Source organism: Flavobacterium sp. H122, from assembly GCF_004959765.1.
Classification (GTDB): Bacteria; Bacteroidota; Bacteroidia; order Flavobacteriales; family Flavobacteriaceae; genus Flavobacterium.
This window is the reverse complement of record NZ_SJZD01000001.1, coordinates 620,358-636,071: the sequence shown is the minus strand read 5'-3', so window position 1 is coordinate 636,071 and position 15,714 is coordinate 620,358. Positions and strand designations below refer to the sequence as shown.

Sequence of the window (15,714 nt, the reverse complement as noted above, 5' to 3'; positions counted from 1 at the left end):
TTAAAATGAAAAATAGAAGTCTTGCATTATTATTAATTCTTCTGATTGCTCCCGAATTTTTTTACGCGCAGCAAAAAACCGGAGTTCTTACTGAAAAAGCTATGGTTGTTTCTGCAAGGGAAGAAGCTTCAAAAATAGGAACACTGATATTGAAAAAAGGAGGCAACGCTTTTGATGCCATGATGGCAACTGAACTGGCTCTTGCAGTATGTTATCCTCAGGCGGGCAATATTGGCGGTGGCGGCTTTATGGTGTACAGAAAAGCAGACGGTACAGTTGGGAGTCTTGATTATAGGGAAAAAGCACCTCACAAGGCATACCGAGATATGTATTTGGATAAAGACAAAAATGTTATTTCAGGGTTAAGTACAGATAACGGTCTGGCTGTTGGAGTACCGGGAACCATTGCAGGCATTTTTGAAGCTCATAAAAAATTTGGTTCCTTGCCCATAAAAGAAATTTTTGCGCCGGTTATTGAATTAGCTGAAAAAGGATTTGTGCTGACAAGGAAGGATGAATTGATTTTAAAAGAATATCAGGAGGATTTTGTAAAGTATAATGGAGAAAACAGTCTGTATTCAATATCAAGAAAGATAAATGATACACTTAAACAGCCTCAGCTTGCAGAAACATTAAGAAGAATTCTTAAAAACGGAAAAGACGAATTCTATAAAGGTGCTACTGCCCAAAAAATAGTTGAATTTGTAAAAAGCAGAGGAGGTATTGTTGATTTAAAAGATTTACAGCAGTACAAAGCAGTATGGAGAAAACCTGTACAAACTAAGTTTCAGGATTATTCCATTATTAGTATGGCACCGCCAAGCAGCGGCGGAATTACTTTGGCTCAAATACTTAAAATGATTGAACCTTTTCCAATAAATACTTTCGGACATAATGCTGAAAAGACGGTTCAGGTAATTGTTGAAGCGGAAAGAAGAGCGTATGCCGACCGGAACTATTTCTTAGGAGACCCTGATTTTGTGTCCATACCGGAATCAAAACTATTGGATGAAAATTATTTGAAAGACAGGATGAGCAGTTTTTCATTTGATAAAGCAACAAAATCTTCAGATGTAAAACAGGGAGATATCGTTTTCAAAGAAAGTGACAATACGACCCATTATTCTATTGTGGACGCTTATGGCAATGCGGTTTCGGTAACGACAACCTTGAATGATAATTTTGGAAGCAAGCAATATTCAGATGAATTGGGCTTCTTTTTTAATAATCAAATGGATGATTTCAGCTCCAAGCCCGGAACACCTAATATTTATGGTTTGGTAGGAGGTAAGGCAAATGAAATTCAACCTAAAAAAAGAATGCTGAGTTCTATGACGCCAACCATAGTTGAAAAAAACGGAAAATTATTTATGGTATTAGGCACGCCCGGAGGATCAACGATAATTACAACAGTCTTGCAGACTTTTTTAAATGTAGCGGTATTTGGAATGACTATGCAGGAAGCTGTGGATGCCCCAAGATTCCATCATCAATGGCTGCCGGATGAAGTGGTTTTTGAGCCTGAAAAATTTTCATCCGAACTGATTTCCAATTTAAAAAGCAAAGGCTATCTAATCAATGAAAAACAAAACAGGATTATAGGTAAAGTAAGCGCAATTTTGGTTCAGCCAAACGGCAGACTGGAAGGTGGAGCTGACAGCAGAGGTGACAATAAAGCTGTGGGTTATTAATTTTATTTCTTATGAATTTTATAAAAATATTTTCAGGCAGTGAGATTATGGTGCAAGCCATTCAGGAAGCATTGAAAGTCGAGGAAATTTCTTCGGTAGTAAAAAACAATATACAGTCGGCCGTTATGGCTGGTTTTGGAACAGCTGGTCAGGCAGTGGATATATTTGTAGATAAAAAAGATGTAATGCAGGCGAAGTTGATTATAGATAAAATAGTCTCTTAATGGATAAATTAAAGTTCATTTTAATTTCTTCGATTGGTTTACTGGCAAGTTTGTATACCCTTTATTTCGCCTTCATCTATTTCAATCAGGCAGATATGGTTTTTATTCATTCAAGTTTAGATAAGGATTATAAGTTTGAATTTCAAACACCTTTTCAGGAAAAAACTATTAAATCTTTTGATGGCAAAAAACAGCATGGATTATTATTTTCTGCTAAAGAACCTAAGGGAATAATTTTTTATTTGCACGGAAATGCAGGAAATGTATCCAATTGGGGAAATATTTCGGCATTTTACAATTCATTGGACTATGATATTTTTATTTTGGATTACAGAAGTTTTGGTAAAAGTGAAGGACAAATCGATGATGAAAAGCAAATTTCAAAAGATGTTCAAATAGTTTTTGATAAAATAACCCAAAATTATTCAAATAAGATAATAATTGGTTATTCAATAGGAACTGGAATAGCCTCACAACTTGCTGTAGAAAGAAATGCAAAAATGTTAATATTACAGGCACCTTATGATAACTTTTTAAAGTTTTCAGGCACCAGAGTACCGTTTTTTCCCGATATGTTTAAGAAGTTTAAATTTGAAACAGATAAAAAAATAAAACATATAAAGTGTCTGATTTATTTATTTCACGGTAAAGACGATAAGTTAATTTCAATTGATAATTCTTATCGATTGGAAAAATTTTTGAAAGTTTCAGACACTTTATATGTTTTGAATAATCAAGACCACATTGGAATTAATGAGAATTATGAATTTAGAGTAAAATTGAAAAATCTGCTTAAGTAATTTTCATATTTCCTAGTTATCACATTAATACTATCTTTGCACCTTCAAAATTTAGAATGTCTAACAATCTGACAATCTATTAATCTAACAATCAAAAAATGATTACAGTAAATGATATTGCCGTTGAGTTTGGCGGAACAACACTTTTTAGCGATGTGACTTTTGCCATTAATGAAAACGATAAAATTGCCCTTATGGGTAAAAACGGGGCAGGAAAATCAACACTTTTAAAAATTGTTGCAGGGGAAAACAAACCTACCCGTGGAGGAATTTCTGCGCCAAGTGATGCGGTGATTGCTTATTTGCCACAGCATTTATTAACAAAAGACGACTGTACTGTAATGGAAGAAACATCAAAAGCTTTTGCTGATGTTTTGAATATGAAAAAAGAAATTGATGAAATCAACGAGCAATTAACAATCCGTACCGATTATGAAAGTGATGCGTACATGAAATTGATTGAACGTGTTTCGGAACTTTCTGAAAAATACTACTCTATTGAAGAGGTTAATTACGAAGCTGAAGTTGAAAAAGTCTTAAAGGGACTGGGTTTTGAAAGAGAAGATTTCACACGTAAAACGTCGGAATTTTCAGGAGGATGGAGAATGCGTATTGAGTTGGCAAAAATACTTTTAAAGAAACCTGACTTAATTTTGCTGGATGAGCCTACAAATCACTTGGATATGGAAAGTATTCAATGGCTGGAAGAGTTCTTGATCAATCAGGCTAAAGCTGTAATGGTAATTTCGCACGATAGAGCTTTTGTAGACAATATCACCAATCGTACTATAGAGGTGACAATGGGACGTATTTACGATTATAAAGCGGTGTATTCGCATTATTTGGAATTACGTAAAGATAGAAGGATTCATCAACAAAAAGCGTATGATGAACAGCAGAAATTTATAGCTGAAAATCAGGCTTTCATTGAGCGTTTCCGCGGAACTTTTTCAAAAACTGACGCAGTGCAGTCCCGCGTAAAAATGTTGGAAAAATTGGTGCTTGTTGAGGTAGATGAATTAGATACTTCTGCGCTTAAATTGAAGTTTCCGCCATCACCTCGTTCAGGTCAATATCCTGTGGTTGCAGAAGATTTATCGAAATCATACGGAGATCATGTGGTTTTTAAAGATGCCAACTTAGTTATTGAAAGAGGTCAGAAAGTTGCTTTTGTTGGTAAAAATGGTGAAGGTAAATCAACCATGATTAAAGCCATTATGAAAGAAATAGATATAGATGGTGGTAGATTAGAAATTGGTCACAATTCACAAATTGGTTACTTTGCTCAAAATCAAGCGGCATTATTAGATGGAGAATTGTCTATTTTTGATACTATAGATCAAATTGCTGTTGGAGATGTACGTACGAAAATAAAAGATTTGCTAGGAGCCTTCATGTTCAAAGGTGATGATATTCAAAAGAAAGTAAAAGTACTTTCGGGTGGAGAGAAAACACGTCTGGCAATGATCAAATTATTGTTGGAGCCGGTAAATGTGCTTATTCTGGATGAGCCTACGAATCATTTGGATATGAAAACCAAAGACATTATCAAGGATGCTTTGAAAGATTTTGACGGAACTTTAATCTTAGTGTCTCACGACCGTGATTTTCTGGATGGTTTGGCTGAAAAAGTATTCGAATTTGGACATAAACGTGTGAAAGAACACTTTGAAGATATTAAAGGATTCCTTGCTCATAAGAAAATGGAATCGTTAAAAGAAATTGAAAAATAGATTCTTATTACTATAAAAGAATTTTGGATATAAAAAAAGCTCGGGATTTACCCGAGCTTTTTGTTATGAGCATTATAAAAGATTAAAAAGTATATTTTAATCCTCCATATATATTTCTTCCCGGAGCGTTAATACCCGAAGCAAAAACTCTGTATTGTACATCCAGAATGTTTTCAACACCGGCAAAGAATGTAAGCTCTTTAATTGGTTTGAAAGCCGATTTGAAATTTAACGTCTGCCATGCCGGCATTCCGGTTGCCGGAGCATATTGTAAGTTATCTTCTCCGCTTGAAGAATAATCTTCAAGATGTTTCTTTCCGTTGTATAACATGTTGAAATCAAGATTCATCCATTTGTTTTCATAAATGAAACCTACTTTTCCATAATGAGGAGGGATGTGGTCTAACGGGCGTTGGGCTGTTGAATTTTTTGCCTGAGCTCTTCCATAAGTAAAATTATAGCTTCCGTAGAATTTCAGATCACTTAAAATAGTTACTTTTAATGAAGTTGAATAACCAAATATATAACCTCTGTTCAGATTTTGATTTGCTTTTACAGTAGCTGGATACCCATCATAGTCTATAGTTGATTGTCCGTTAAAAGTAAAATCATCAAGTGCAATCACATCAAATAAACGGGTGTAATAAACCGTATTGTCGAAATCTATATATTTTCTGTCGTTTAAATTGAAGTTGAAATCACCTGTGACATTTTTTTCAGGTTTTATATTTGGATTAGGAACTATTACGATTCCAGCAGAGGAAGAATTTCCTGATGTAGATTCAAATACTTTTGCCAGATCATCTACATTAGGTGTTCTAAATCCAGATGCTATATTAAAAGCAATCTTTATGTTATCGGTTGATTGTTTTGTCAGTCCGGCAGCAAAACTATAAGTGATGTTTTTTTGCTCGATAGTTGAATAAGGGAATGGAAAAAAGCTTTTGTCTTTGAATTCACTGTATAATTTATTGTATCCTCCTCTTGCTCCTAAATTATAAGTAGTGGATTCGTTAATTTTTGCAAAGTAAGTCACAAAAGCATCGGCTTTTAAATTGTAATTTTTTCCATCGGGATATCTTGTATCTAAATCAGATTTTTCTCCGGTAGTTATATTTCTGACAAATGCTGTCGAATTCAAATCATCGTAAAAACTTTCAACACCATATAAAAGCTCTCCGCTTCCTAATTTAGCTTTTAAATCCAGGTTTACAGAATAAATGTTTACTTTTTCTATTCTATTTTGCTCGGAAGGATTATTTCTGTTTCGTTGAATTCTGCTTTCTTCAATATTTTGATAGTTTGCACCAATAGTTAAATCACTGTTTAGGATGGCTTTCGATTTACTGAATTTATATCCTGTAAGGATTCTTTTCTGAGGGCCGTAATTCCATGTTGCATATCTAAGATTTCCGTTTCTCAAATCAGTAAGTCTGTCGTATCTTGGAATGTCATTAGTAGTGGAAAATTGCAGATTCACATCATGTGAAGTATTAGAATCAGGTTTAAATACAAACTTTTGAACAGCATTGTATTGTGTGTAACCTGAATACTTTTGAACGTAAGGATCAGGGTTTTCCTTGATTTCATCAACTCCATTATTAGTGGCAACATAGTAAGGACGTAAACCAAAAAAATCGGTGTTGTTCAATCGGTTTTTACCCATTTTCAAATCGCCAAAGTCATTATATGAAAATGCCGTGAATGTACCCCATTTTTCACCGGAAAATCTAAAATCCAGATAGCCGGATTTCTCTTTGTTAACTGTTCCGTAACGGGTATTGAAATTTCCGCTGAAGAATTTGTTTTTGTTTTCTTCTAAGGTAAGTGCTCTTTTAGTTATAAGGTTAATTGCGCCACCCATGGCATCGCTGCCGTATGCTGTAGATGATGCACCAAAAAGAATATCAGTAGATTCCAGCATGTTTTCATCCACCGTAATGACATTTTGCAAGTGTCCGCCGCGATAAATTAAATTGTTCATGCGCACGCCATCTATAAGAAGCAGAATTCTGCTTGATTCAAGCCCTCTGATTACAGGGCTGCCTCCGCCTTGCTGCGATTTTTGTACAAATAGTTTTCCGGAATTGGACAGCATTTCTGTTGTGGTTTGAAAACTGCCAAATTCAATTTCCTTTTGATTGATTGATTCTATATGCTGTGAGGCAACGCGGGTAGATTTAGTATAACGCTGGGATTCAATTTTTACCTCGTTTAATTTGTTTGATACGGTGTCTTTTTCCTGTGAAAATGCCAAAGAAGATACTGACACAGTAATAAGTGTAACTATTTTTTTCATTGATTAAAGTAGTTTAAATATGCGGAAATAATTGAGAAATAAGCGATACAGAAAAGCGGCTTGAATTTCTTGTTATCAATTTTAATAATTCTGCATATTAAAATCTGAAATAAAACTATTCCGATTATTGAAATTATTAATGTTTTTAATTTGTTTTTGAATATTTGGAAGACAAATATACTTTATTGCTCAGAATTTTAATTATAAATCACTTTTTAATAAAGAATAAATCACTGAGTCATAAAATTTTCCGTTAAAAAATTCATTTTCTCTAAAATGACCCTCTTTTACAAAACCATTTTTTTCCAGTACTCTTGCAGAAGCATTGTTTTCAGGATCAATTACAGCTTCAAGTGAATGCATCTTCATATCCTCAAAGCCGTATTTTATAATCAGATTAACAGCTTCACTTACGATACCTTTTCCCTGTGCTTCCGGTAAGAGCATATACCCGATTTCCGATCTGAAATCTTCCCATTTGATTCTGTAATGCCCTATATAACCAAGCAGTTTATTGTCGGGTTTTAAAGTTATAGCCCAGTTAATCCCTTCATTGCTGTTAATCCTGTTGTTTATTGTATTTATGAGTTCTAAAGCCTCTTCTTTATTTTCAAGAATCGGTCTTGGGATATATTTCATCAATTCAGGATTGCTTCTGATTTCAAAAACTTCATTAACATCTTCCGATGTCATTTGTCTTAGTAACAGTCTTTCAGATTCTAAATTTTTAAAGGGAAGAAAAGAAAATGTATTCATGGTTGAGCAGAATTTCAAAATAGAAACTTTTTTAGTAACTTTATATATAAGCAAATCTACAAAAATCAAAAGATTATGAAGGAAATTTTTGAATTAATAGAAAAAGAGCAGATAGCTTCTTTGCTTTTTCCCGGACAGGATGTTCTGGATGAATTGGAAGAAAGAATAAAAAGAAAAGTCGATTTAGAGCGCTCTTTGACACTAGGCAATTTAGAACATACCAAGATTAAAATTTATTTTGAGGATAATACCGGCAGGAAATTGGTTGATACTACTGTCTGGGGGTTAACAGATAATGGAGTTATTCTTAAGCAGGGGGTGGTTATACCAATCCACAGAATTTATAAGTGCATATAATTTTCCTAGGAAAATAGTACTTCTTTATAAATAAATTAGTGAGGCATCCGATTTTCTTTTTCCTATTAATTTCCTTGATTTTTTTTAACTTTTGATAAGGTTTTATTTAACGGTGCTTACAGGCTTTAATGACTAATTTTGGTTAATCATCATCAATCCAGAAACTTATTTACTCAATTAGATTATCAAAATTTTGAGAGACTATTTGTTTAATTAAATTTTAGGATTATGAGAAAGATTTTAAGTGTATTGATGATTTGTGCATCACTTGTCATCACAGCCCAGAACAGACTGGACGAAGAGTTGAAAGCGGAAGAATTACCGGCGGTAGTTATAAAAAATGCGGGTTCTGATTTTTCTGTTTATCTCCCTGATAGAAATCCTGACGCTAAAGTCAGAGCTATGCAGGATAAATTTATAGGGTATGATTTAGGAATTGTAGACGGAGAACATGAATATCTTGTTATGTTTGAAGCAAAAGATGCCCGTTTAGTAGCTACTTATAATGAAAACGGCAAATTAATCAAAGTTGTTGAAAAATACGAGAATGTTAAATTGCCAAGATCAGTAATTTTTTCAGTTTATAAATCATTTCCTGACTGGACAATAGTACAGGATAAATTTTTATATACTCAGGCAGATGGTGATGTATTAAAAAAACAATATAATGTGAAATTAAAAAAAGGAGATCAAACTAAAAATGTAGTCATAAAACCAAATGGAGAAATAATGGCTAAGTTGTAACAAATACTGGAGAAAAATAAAAAAAACGCCAATTTATTTTGGCGTTTTTTCATTTAATATAATTGCTCCTGAGGATTATTCACTGCTTTGATTTCTAAAAACCAACTTTCCGTCAAAGCTGTCCAATAATATAATGCTGTCAGTTTTTACATCCCCTGAAAGTATTTCTTTCGACAATTGATTTAATACTTCACGTTGTATTACTCTTTTTACTGGCCGTGCACCAAATTCAGGATCAAATCCTTTTTGAGCCAGATAGTCAATTGCATCGGGAGTGGCATCCATGGTAATATGCTGGTGAGCCAGCATTTTGATTACGCTTTTCAATTGTAATCCCACAATTTCTCTGATGTTTGCATTGCTTAACGGCGTGAACATCACAATTTCATCAATACGGTTTATAAATTCAGGGCGGACAGTTTGTTTTAATAAGCCTAATACTTCCACTTTAGCGGCTTCAGCCGCAGCTTCAACACCTCCTTTTAAATTCTCGAATTTCTCCTGAATAATATGGCTTCCCATATTGGATGTCATGATGATAATCGTGTTTTTAAAATCGGCTAAACGACCTTTGTTGTCTGTTAATCGTCCTTCATCCAAAACTTGTAATAAAATATTGAAAGTGTCCGGATGTGCTTTTTCAATTTCATCTAATAATACCACCGAATATGGTTTTCTTCTTACTGCTTCGGTTAATTGGCCTCCTTCATCATAACCTACATATCCCGGAGGCGCACCAACTAAACGGCTTACGCTGTGACGTTCCTGATATTCACTCATATCAATACGGGTCATGGCATTTTCATCATCAAAAAGATATTCGGCCAAGGCTTTTGCCAATTCGGTTTTACCCACACCGGTAGTTCCTAAGAATAGGAAGGAACCAATTGGCTTTTTGACATCCTGTAATCCGGCACGGCTGCGGCGCACAGCATCACTGATAGCTTGAATAGCTTCTTCCTGACCTACAACGCGTTTGTGTAATTCGTCTTCTAATTTTAAAAGTTTTTCACGTTCGCTTTGCAGCATTTTAGTGACAGGAATTCCAGTCCATTTTGCTACAACTTCGGCGATGTCGTCGTGAGTAACTTCTTCTTTTATTAAAGATTGCCCCGTTTGGTTTTCTGCCAGTTGTGTTTGTAAACCATCTAATTTTTCCTGAGCTTCTTTTATTTTTCCATAACGGATTTCCGCTACCTTTCCGTAATCACCATCACGTTCCGCACGTTCGGCTTCGCCTTTGAAATCTTCAATCTCTTGTTTTATAGCTTGAATATTGTCAACCAGATCTTTTTCTGATTTCCAGCGTGTGAAAATTACATTGCGTTCTTCTTTTAAATTGGCTAAATCTAATCCAAGAATTTTCAGTTTGTTTTCATCGTTTTCACGTTTAATGGCTTCGATCTCAATTTCCAACTGCATTATTTTTCTGTCCAAAACATCCAGTTCTTCCGGTTTCGAATTGATTTCCATGCGTAATTTGGAAGCCGCTTCGTCCATCAAATCGATAGCTTTATCCGGTAGGAAACGGTTCGTGATGTAACGCTGTGATAATTCCACGGCAGCGATAATCGCATCGTCTTTGATTCTGACTTTATGGTGTGTTTCATATTTTTCTTTAATCCCACGAAGGATTGAAATCGCACTTTCGGTATCAGGTTCGTCTACCATCACTTTTTGGAAACGGCGTTCCAGTGCTTTGTCTTTTTCAAAATACTTTTGATATTCATCCAGTGTTGTTGCGCCAATAGCTCTCAGTTCCCCACGGGCTAAAGCTGGTTTTAAGATATTAGCCGCATCCATGGCTCCTTCACCGCCACCAGCACCTACCAGTGTGTGAATTTCATCAATGAAAAGTACAATATCACCTTCAGCTGAAGTTACTTCTTTCACCACCGATTTCAATCGTTCCTCAAATTCACCTTTGTATTTCGCTCCGGCAATCAAAGCACCCATGTCAAGCGAGTACACGATTTTGTTTTTCAGGTTTTCCGGAACATCACCATCCACAATACGGTGTGCTAATCCTTCTGCAATGGCGGTTTTACCTACACCAGGTTCACCAATAAGCATTGGATTGTTTTTAGTTCTTCTGGTCAGAATCTGCAATACCCGGCGGATTTCCTCATCACGGCCTATTACAGGATCCAGTTTTCCAGTTCGTGCTAACTCATTAAGGTTTTTGGCATATTTGTTTAATGAATTATAAGTTTCTTCTGCAGAAGCCGAAGTTACTCTTTCTCCTTTTCTAATTTCGGCAATAGCGGCTTCCAAACCTTTTTCGGTAACTCCTTGATCTTTTAAAATTTGGGCAACTTTACTTTTTGATTTGAAAATTGCCAGAATCAAATGTTCGATAGAAACGTATTCATCGTTCATTTTTTTGGCGATGTTATTGGCTTCAATCAATGTAGTGTTTGCATCACGGGACAACATTAAATCCCCTCCGGATACTTTTGGAAAACTTTGAATGGTACTGTCGAGTACTTTTTTGAAAAGCTCCACATTTACGTTGAGTTTTTTCAGGATAAAAGGAGCTACGTTTTCATCAACTTCCAGAATCCCTTTAAAAATGTGTTCGTTTTCCAGTTGTTGCTGTCCGTTGCCTTGTGCAATTTGCTGTGCCTGTTGCAAAGCTTCCTGCGATTTAATAGTTAAATTGTTTAAGTTCATATTTTTTAACGTTTGTTGTTTATAGTTTATCGTTTCAAGTTGTTTAACTTTGCTTGTGTACCGACAATTTGTATTCCATTATTGTTTTTAAGACAAAATGACTGGTTTTTAGTGTTTTAGTTGGTGAAAACAGTCAAAATGTCTTGTTTTTGTTGAATTATGAGGAAATTTTATGTTTTTTTGACAATTGTACTGTTGTCTGTATCAGGTTGTAAACCAAAAGATGATTTTGAAAAATTAGCTTCATTGGACGTTCCTCTTGGTACTCCTCAATCCGGTGAATGGTTAGCGGAACACAAAGAGAGTGGCCAGACTTTTGAACAATATAAAAAGTTAAAGCCATTTAAAGTTACTAAAAATTCTGATGTCATTTATATACAGCCCATTGGAGATTTTAATGAAAAGGAAAATAAAATATTGGATTTAACGGTCGAATATCTGAGTTTTTTTTATGGTGTCAAGACAGAGAAACTGAAACCCGTTTCGGATAAAATTGTACCTGAAGAGAAAAGAAGATTGAATGAAATGAATGCGGAGCAATTGGATGCATCCTATATTCTTGACAGTATCATGCCAAAAGTCAAACCTAAAAATGCTTTAGTTACTATGGGTTTGTCTGCAAAGGATTTGTACCCTAAACCATCCTGGAATTTTGTTTTTGGATTGGCAACGTATTCAAAAGGAGTAGGAGTGACTTCCTTTTTTAGATATGAACCCAATCTTCCTGATTATAGAATATGTCTGAGAAGAACGATTAGAACCTCGGCACATGAAATAGGGCATATGTTTAAAATGAAACATTGTACTTATGCTAAATGTGTTATGAATGGTGTGAACAGTTTGAGTGAAGATGATCGAAAGCCCAATACTTTGTGTTCGGTTTGTTTGAAGAAAATGCATTTGAATTTTGGTTTTGATATGAAAGTCCGTTTTCAAAAACTTTTAAATTTTTATCGCAAACATGGTTTAACAGAAGATGAGAAAATAATTTTGGAACAATTTGAAACAATAAAAGAATAGTATGAGCTTTTTAAAAAATATTTTTGGTAATAACGAGTCTCAAAAAGAAGAATCGAAAATGGAATGGTCTCTATTAAATGAAATGGAGCAGTTAAATGATATTATTTCTGAATCCAATGAAAATCCGATTGTGATTTTCAAGCACAGTACGCGTTGTATTATCAGCAGAACAGTGCTGAAAAATTTTGAAAAAACCTTTGATTTGGAAGAAAAAGTGAAACCTTATTTTTTGGATTTACTGGAATTCAGACCTATTTCCAATGAAATAGCATCGGTATTTAATGTAACGCATCAATCACCGCAGCTTTTAGTGATTAAAAACGGTGTTTGTGTGTATGATGCTTCGCATGATGGAATTGAAGTTGATTCACTGCGTAAATTTGTCTAAAATTTAATACTTGAAAAGATGTTTACCTTGTTGCAGATAAAAGAGGCGCATGCTAAAGTAAAATCGGGAGCCGACTTTCCCAACTATATTAAAGAATTAATAGCGTTAGGTGTGACTGACTATGAAACTTTTGTTTTTGACGGGCATACTATATTTCAAGGTGGCAATGGCTTTAAAGTTTCATCTGAACCAAAATATAGTAATCTGATTATTTCAGATTTAGTTGATGTTGAGCAATTCAAATCAGATTTGAAAGCACACCAACAAGGAAAAACGGATTATATGACTTTCTGTAATGATTGTGCAAAATCAGGTGTTGAAAAGTGGGTGGTTTCTATGGAAGAATTGACTTGTACTTACTTTGATAAAAAGGGAAATGAATTGCTTCAGGAAAGTATTCCTCAATAACAGTTAAATAAAAAATCCCGACTTATAAGTCGGGATTTTTGTTTTTTATCTTCTGAATTTATTCTTTGTGATAATGCTTTTTAGTTTTGCTTTTAAATCTTCACCAGAATCATAAACCATTTGCTCATTACTTGGGAAAGCAACTGAACGACGGCCAAAATATTGTAAATAGTTGTCATCACAAGCTCTCTTGTCACCATTATAATTAGCATATATATATTCAAAAATATACTCGCTGGATAATGGGAAAGTGTCAATTAATTGATTTGTTCTGTTGTCCAAATAATCTACTTTAGCAGTTACCTGGCACGATTTGAATTGTTTGAACTCATAAATTGTAGCACGAACGGTTTTGAAATTATCTGTCATAACTACATTTCCTTTTTCGTCTTTGATTTGGTTACCGTTGGCATCCAAAGCCGGTCTTTTTCCGTCAACTACCTGTTTTTCCTTTATAAATTCACGTTCTTTTATTTGTTCCGGAGAGATAGCTATATTTCTGAAACTAACCAGCATAGCAAAATCATACTTGATTTCTTTTTGTTTGTTATTATGATAAACTGTCCATTTGTCATTAAGGCCAAAAGTACTGAAATCCAGTAAATCACTTTGTAGACGTGTAGGGATTACCATATTGGTTTCATTTTTTGTATATACATATACGAAATCAGTACCTTTGAAATGAGCTTCATCCATCAGTTTTTGAATGTCCTTGTACCCGGGATTGATTTCATTCAAATACTCCATATCCTCAAAAGCCTTACGATAACTCATTTTATCATTGTTTTTCATCAGCTTTCTTGCATTTTCGTACAGGTAAGCTGATAATTTATTTTTTGTGTCTATAATCTGAGAAGAATAATCATCGAAAGGAAAAATTGCATTGCGTCCTTCTTTAAGTAACGGCAAAGGTAATAATGGCTGTATTTTTTGCTGACGGTTTTGTAACTGCAGATAAGTATTGTAGGTTTTTTCAAGATTGTTGGGGTTTCCTTCTTTTTCCCACATTGAAATCGAACTTAAATCGCGTTGCTTTGCTTTGGCAAAAGATTCTTCCAATAAATATATGTAATCCTGTTTTCCTTTAGATGTTTTGTTTGTTTTTAAATTCTCAACGGCTTTGTTGATTGCACCGTCATAATTACCATCGCTGAGCATTGACTGTGTTTGTTTTACACCGCTGCAACTGATTAATAATCCGATAAGTAGGGTTAAAAAGGTAGTTTTTTTCATAAAGTGAAATTTTGACAAATATAGTAGTTTAGAGCAAATATTAAACCAAAAAAAAAAAAACTCCGTTTACCGGAGTTTTTTATCTTTATTTATTTTGTAGGAATAGGAGGCAGTAATTTACTTGAAACTTCCCCAAAACCAATACGGATATCGTTATTTTGACAATAGCCACGCATAATTACAGTGTCGCCATCGTTGATAAATTTTCTTTCGGAACCGTCTTTCATTTTTATTGGGTTTTTACCACCCCATGTCAATTCAAGCATTGATCCAAAAGAATCTTCTGTTGGGCCTGAAATGGTTCCTGAACCCATCATATCACCTGAATTTATTCTACAGCCATTGATAGTATGATGAGCCAATTGCTGACTCATAGTCCAGTACATATATTTTAGATTAGTATTGCTTATAATGGTTTCTTCTCCGTTTTCCGGTGCAATTCCAACTTGTAAATTAACATCAAAAGCATGATCTCCTTTTTGCTGTAAATATGGAAGTGGGGTAGGGTCTTGTTTAGGTGAAGCACAACGGAATGGCTCTAAAGCATCCATGGTTACGATCCATGGAGAAATTGAACTTGCAAAGTTTTTAGCTAAAAATGGTCCTAATGGTACATATTCCCATTTTTGAATATCACGTGCACTCCAGTCATTTAATAATACCATCCCGAAAATGTATTCCTCTGCTTCGTTTACCGGGATGTTTTCTCCCATAATGTTAGCGTCAGTTGTAATGAAAGCAGTTTCCAGTTCAAAGTCAACTAATCTCGAAGGACCAAAAACTGGTGCGGTAGCGTCAGCAGGCATGGTTTGTCCCATTGGTCTGTGAACAGGAATTCCTGATGGTACAATAGTAGAGCTTCTTCCATGGTAACCTACCGGGATATGAAGCCAGTTAGGTAATAATGCATTGGCAGGGTCTCTAAACATTTTACCCGTATTTGTTGCATGTTCCCTGCTTGAAAAGAAATCGGTATAATCACCTATATATACAGGTAATTGCATTTCTACATCTTCAATGTTAAAAATAACAACATCTTTATGTTTTTTATTTTCTCTTAAGGCTGGATTTTCAGAGTCAAATATTTCTGCAATGCGGTTACGAACCAAACGCCATGTTTTTTTTCCGGCTGAAATAAATTCATTTAAAGCGTCCTGAAGGAATACATCGTCAGTTAAGTCGATTCCTTCAAAATAACCAAGTTGGTGTAACGCGCCTAAATCAATTGCAAAATCTCCAATTCGTGTTCCTACAGTTACGACATCATCTTTAGTTAAAAATACACCAAAAGGGATATTTTGAATAGGAAAATCACTGTTTTCAGCAACTTCCAGCCATGATTTTATTTTAGGATTGTTAGCAGTTATAGGCATAATAGTATATTTTGT

General features: G+C 34.7%; 14 protein-coding genes. 9 read left to right on the top strand and 5 right to left on the bottom strand.

Annotation, left to right across the window (positions count from 1 at the left end):
• Positions 1-5: 5 nt before the first annotated feature.
• The 4 genes from ggt to abc-f all read left to right on the top strand — a co-directional run bounded on the left by ggt (position 6) and on the right by abc-f (position 4,448).
• Positions 6-1,691, top strand: coding sequence for a gamma-glutamyltransferase (gene ggt, locus EZM65_RS03105; RefSeq protein ID WP_136667054.1), 1,686 nt, complete (start codon positions 6-8; stop codon positions 1,689-1,691).
• A gap of 11 nt (positions 1,692-1,702) precedes the next feature.
• The gene (locus EZM65_RS03100; protein ID WP_136667053.1) at positions 1,703-1,915 is read left to right on the top strand and encodes a putative signal transducing protein; all 213 of its coding nucleotides are present in this window, start codon (positions 1,703-1,705) and stop codon (positions 1,913-1,915) included.
• Complete coding sequence (locus EZM65_RS03095; protein WP_136667052.1) at positions 1,915-2,715, top strand: alpha/beta hydrolase; 801 nt, start codon at positions 1,915-1,917, stop codon at positions 2,713-2,715. Before EZM65_RS03100 ends, EZM65_RS03095 begins: the two co-directional genes overlap by 1 nt.
• A 98-nt stretch (positions 2,716-2,813) precedes the next feature.
• Positions 2,814-4,448 carry a ribosomal protection-like ABC-F family protein gene (gene abc-f / locus EZM65_RS03090; protein WP_136667051.1) on the top strand — a complete coding sequence of 545 codons (1,635 nt, stop codon included), beginning with the start codon at positions 2,814-2,816 and terminating at the stop codon, positions 4,446-4,448.
• A gap of 82 nt (positions 4,449-4,530) precedes the next feature.
• Here the strand turns inward: abc-f and EZM65_RS03085 are convergent, their stop codons facing one another.
• Both EZM65_RS03085 and EZM65_RS03080 read right to left on the bottom strand, forming a co-directional pair.
• Positions 4,531-6,747, bottom strand: coding sequence for a TonB-dependent siderophore receptor (locus EZM65_RS03085; protein ID WP_136667050.1), 2,217 nt, complete (start codon positions 6,745-6,747; stop codon positions 4,531-4,533).
• A gap of 201 nt (positions 6,748-6,948) precedes the next feature.
• Positions 6,949-7,503 (bottom strand): GNAT family N-acetyltransferase, encoded by a 555-nt coding sequence (locus tag EZM65_RS03080; RefSeq protein WP_136667049.1) that lies wholly within the window; start codon positions 7,501-7,503, stop codon positions 6,949-6,951.
• A 75-nt stretch (positions 7,504-7,578) separates the two neighbouring features.
• Between EZM65_RS03080 and EZM65_RS03075 the strand changes: the two genes are divergently transcribed.
• Together EZM65_RS03075 and EZM65_RS03070 are read left to right on the top strand one after the other, a co-directional pair.
• Positions 7,579-7,860, top strand: a complete 282-nt coding sequence (locus EZM65_RS03075; protein ID WP_136667048.1) for a hypothetical protein — start codon at positions 7,579-7,581, stop codon at positions 7,858-7,860.
• A gap of 228 nt (positions 7,861-8,088) precedes the next feature.
• Positions 8,089-8,604: a hypothetical protein gene (locus tag EZM65_RS03070; RefSeq protein WP_248574810.1), complete on the top strand. Its 516-nt coding sequence runs from the start codon at positions 8,089-8,091 to the stop codon at positions 8,602-8,604.
• Positions 8,605-8,679: 75 nt separating this feature from the next.
• Here EZM65_RS03070 and clpB read toward each other — a convergent pair whose 3' ends face one another.
• The gene (gene clpB / locus EZM65_RS03065; RefSeq protein ID WP_136667046.1) at positions 8,680-11,277 is read right to left on the bottom strand and encodes an ATP-dependent chaperone ClpB; all 2,598 of its coding nucleotides are present in this window, start codon (positions 11,275-11,277) and stop codon (positions 8,680-8,682) included.
• Between the two features lie 159 nt (positions 11,278-11,436).
• Between clpB and EZM65_RS03060 the strand changes: the two genes are divergently transcribed.
• Genes EZM65_RS03060 through EZM65_RS03050 form a run of 3 tightly spaced genes read left to right on the top strand, consistent with a single transcriptional unit; the run spans position 11,437 to position 13,093 of the window.
• Positions 11,437-12,297, top strand: coding sequence for an archaemetzincin (locus EZM65_RS03060; protein ID WP_136667045.1), 861 nt, complete (start codon positions 11,437-11,439; stop codon positions 12,295-12,297).
• A 1-nt stretch (position 12,298) separates the two neighbouring features.
• Positions 12,299-12,685: a bacillithiol system redox-active protein YtxJ gene (gene ytxJ / locus EZM65_RS03055; RefSeq protein WP_136667044.1), complete on the top strand. Its 387-nt coding sequence runs from the start codon at positions 12,299-12,301 to the stop codon at positions 12,683-12,685.
• 18 nt (positions 12,686-12,703) lie between these two features.
• On the top strand, positions 12,704-13,093 hold the full coding sequence (locus tag EZM65_RS03050) for a DUF1398 domain-containing protein (RefSeq protein ID WP_136667043.1): 390 nt from the start codon (positions 12,704-12,706) through the stop codon (positions 13,091-13,093).
• Between the two features lie 45 nt (positions 13,094-13,138).
• Here the strand turns inward: EZM65_RS03050 and EZM65_RS03045 are convergent, their stop codons facing one another.
• The gene (locus tag EZM65_RS03045) at positions 13,139-14,326 is read right to left on the bottom strand and encodes a hypothetical protein (RefSeq protein WP_136667042.1); all 1,188 of its coding nucleotides are present in this window, start codon (positions 14,324-14,326) and stop codon (positions 13,139-13,141) included.
• Positions 14,327-14,415: 89 nt separating this feature from the next.
• Positions 14,416-15,699 carry a fumarylacetoacetase gene (gene fahA / locus EZM65_RS03040; RefSeq protein ID WP_136667161.1) on the bottom strand — a complete coding sequence of 428 codons (1,284 nt, stop codon included), beginning with the start codon at positions 15,697-15,699 and terminating at the stop codon, positions 14,416-14,418.
• Positions 15,700-15,714: the final 15 nt, after the last annotated feature.

Coding starts and splice junctions, on each gene's coding strand:
- ggt (WP_136667054.1), top strand. CDS start 6: ATGAAAAATAGAAGTCTTGCATTATTATTAATTCTTCTGATTGCTCCC.
- EZM65_RS03100 (WP_136667053.1), top strand. CDS start 1,703: ATGAATTTTATAAAAATATTTTCAGGCAGTGAGATTATGGTGCAAGCC.
- EZM65_RS03095 (WP_136667052.1), top strand. CDS start 1,915: ATGGATAAATTAAAGTTCATTTTAATTTCTTCGATTGGTTTACTGGCA.
- abc-f (WP_136667051.1), top strand. CDS start 2,814: ATGATTACAGTAAATGATATTGCCGTTGAGTTTGGCGGAACAACACTT.
- EZM65_RS03085 (WP_136667050.1), bottom strand. CDS start 6,747: ATGAAAAAAATAGTTACACTTATTACTGTGTCAGTATCTTCTTTGGCA.
- EZM65_RS03080 (WP_136667049.1), bottom strand. CDS start 7,503: ATGAATACATTTTCTTTTCTTCCCTTTAAAAATTTAGAATCTGAAAGA.
- EZM65_RS03075 (WP_136667048.1), top strand. CDS start 7,579: ATGAAGGAAATTTTTGAATTAATAGAAAAAGAGCAGATAGCTTCTTTG.
- EZM65_RS03070 (WP_248574810.1), top strand. CDS start 8,089: ATGAGAAAGATTTTAAGTGTATTGATGATTTGTGCATCACTTGTCATC.
- clpB (WP_136667046.1), bottom strand. CDS start 11,277: ATGAACTTAAACAATTTAACTATTAAATCGCAGGAAGCTTTGCAACAG.
- EZM65_RS03060 (WP_136667045.1), top strand. CDS start 11,437: ATGAGGAAATTTTATGTTTTTTTGACAATTGTACTGTTGTCTGTATCA.
- ytxJ (WP_136667044.1), top strand. CDS start 12,299: ATGAGCTTTTTAAAAAATATTTTTGGTAATAACGAGTCTCAAAAAGAA.
- EZM65_RS03050 (WP_136667043.1), top strand. CDS start 12,704: ATGTTTACCTTGTTGCAGATAAAAGAGGCGCATGCTAAAGTAAAATCG.
- EZM65_RS03045 (WP_136667042.1), bottom strand. CDS start 14,326: ATGAAAAAAACTACCTTTTTAACCCTACTTATCGGATTATTAATCAGT.
- fahA (WP_136667161.1), bottom strand. CDS start 15,699: ATGCCTATAACTGCTAACAATCCTAAAATAAAATCATGGCTGGAAGTT.